This window comes from Paraburkholderia guartelaensis (genome assembly GCF_004353905.1).
In the GTDB taxonomy this organism is placed as follows: domain Bacteria; phylum Pseudomonadota; class Gammaproteobacteria; order Burkholderiales; family Burkholderiaceae; genus Paraburkholderia; species Paraburkholderia guartelaensis.
Genome location: NZ_SMOD01000162.1, coordinates 1 through 995 on the forward strand (window position 1 = coordinate 1; position 995 = coordinate 995).

1 protein-coding gene is annotated in these 995 nt (G+C 58.8%); it reads left to right on the forward strand.

Annotated elements, in window-relative coordinates; genetic code table 11:
• The first annotated feature begins 87 nt into the window (after nucleotides 1–87).
• Nucleotides 88–993 carry an IS5 family transposase gene (locus E1N52_RS43855; RefSeq protein WP_133191282.1) on the forward strand — a complete coding sequence of 302 codons (906 nt, stop codon included), beginning with the start codon at nucleotides 88–90 and terminating at the stop codon, nucleotides 991–993.
• Nucleotides 994–995: the final 2 nt, after the last annotated feature.

Consider the following 995-nt stretch of genomic DNA (forward strand, 5'->3'; position numbering starts at 1 on the left):
CAGGCCGCTGAAATACCGCTTAAACACGTCATCGCGCAGAGCTCGTGAGGCGTTGATAGATGGACCACTACTTGTCCCCTGGAGATCATGCGCGGCGCCGACACATTCACCGAGAGTCTGTTTTCCATGCGCAAGCTGGACGACTTCGTCCCCAAGTCGCATCCGTTGCGTTCGATCCGCGTGATGGCGAATGAAGCGCTGGCGAAGATGGATCGACAGTTCGCCCAGATGTACGAAGCGGACATAAAGGGCGGGCGGCCGAGCATCGCGCCAGAGAAGTTGCTGCGAGCCATGCTGATTCAGGTGCTTTTCAGCATCCGCTCAGAGCGCCAGCTGATGGAGCAGGTGCAGTACAACCTGCTGTTTCGCTGGTTCATTGGCCTGGCGATGGACGACGAGGTGTGGGTGCCCACGGTCTTTACGAAGAACCGCGAGCGTCTGATCAAGCACGACGCCGTGATCGAATTCTTCAACGAAGTGGTGTCCATCGCCGGAAAGAAGTGTCTGCTCTCGGGTGAGCATTTCAGCGTGGACGGCACCCTGATCCAGGCGTGGGCCGGACACAAGAGTTTTGTACGCAAGAACGGCGACGATCAGGACAACGATGGTGGCGGCGCGGGCGACTTCAAAGGTGAGAAACGCAGCAACGAGACACATCAGTCGAAGACCGACCCCGATGCGCAGCTCTATCGCAAAGGCAAAACGGCCAGCGAATTGAGGTACATGGGCCATACGCTGGTCACGCCGCACGTTGCGCAAAACACCTCGGGGCGGCGTTCGGCAGTGCCCGATGCGATTGCCTCGAGCGTGGGCTACGCCATTTCGCAGCAAAAGCGCAAGTTGATTGAACAGGGTTTCGGCTGGGCCAAGACCGTGGGGCGCATGCGCCAGGTGATGGTGCGTGGCTTGAAGAAGGTGGACCAGATGTTCGTGTTGAATATGGCGGCCTACAACCTTGTGCGCATGCGATCGCTGGCACAGGTGCGTCCATAGTG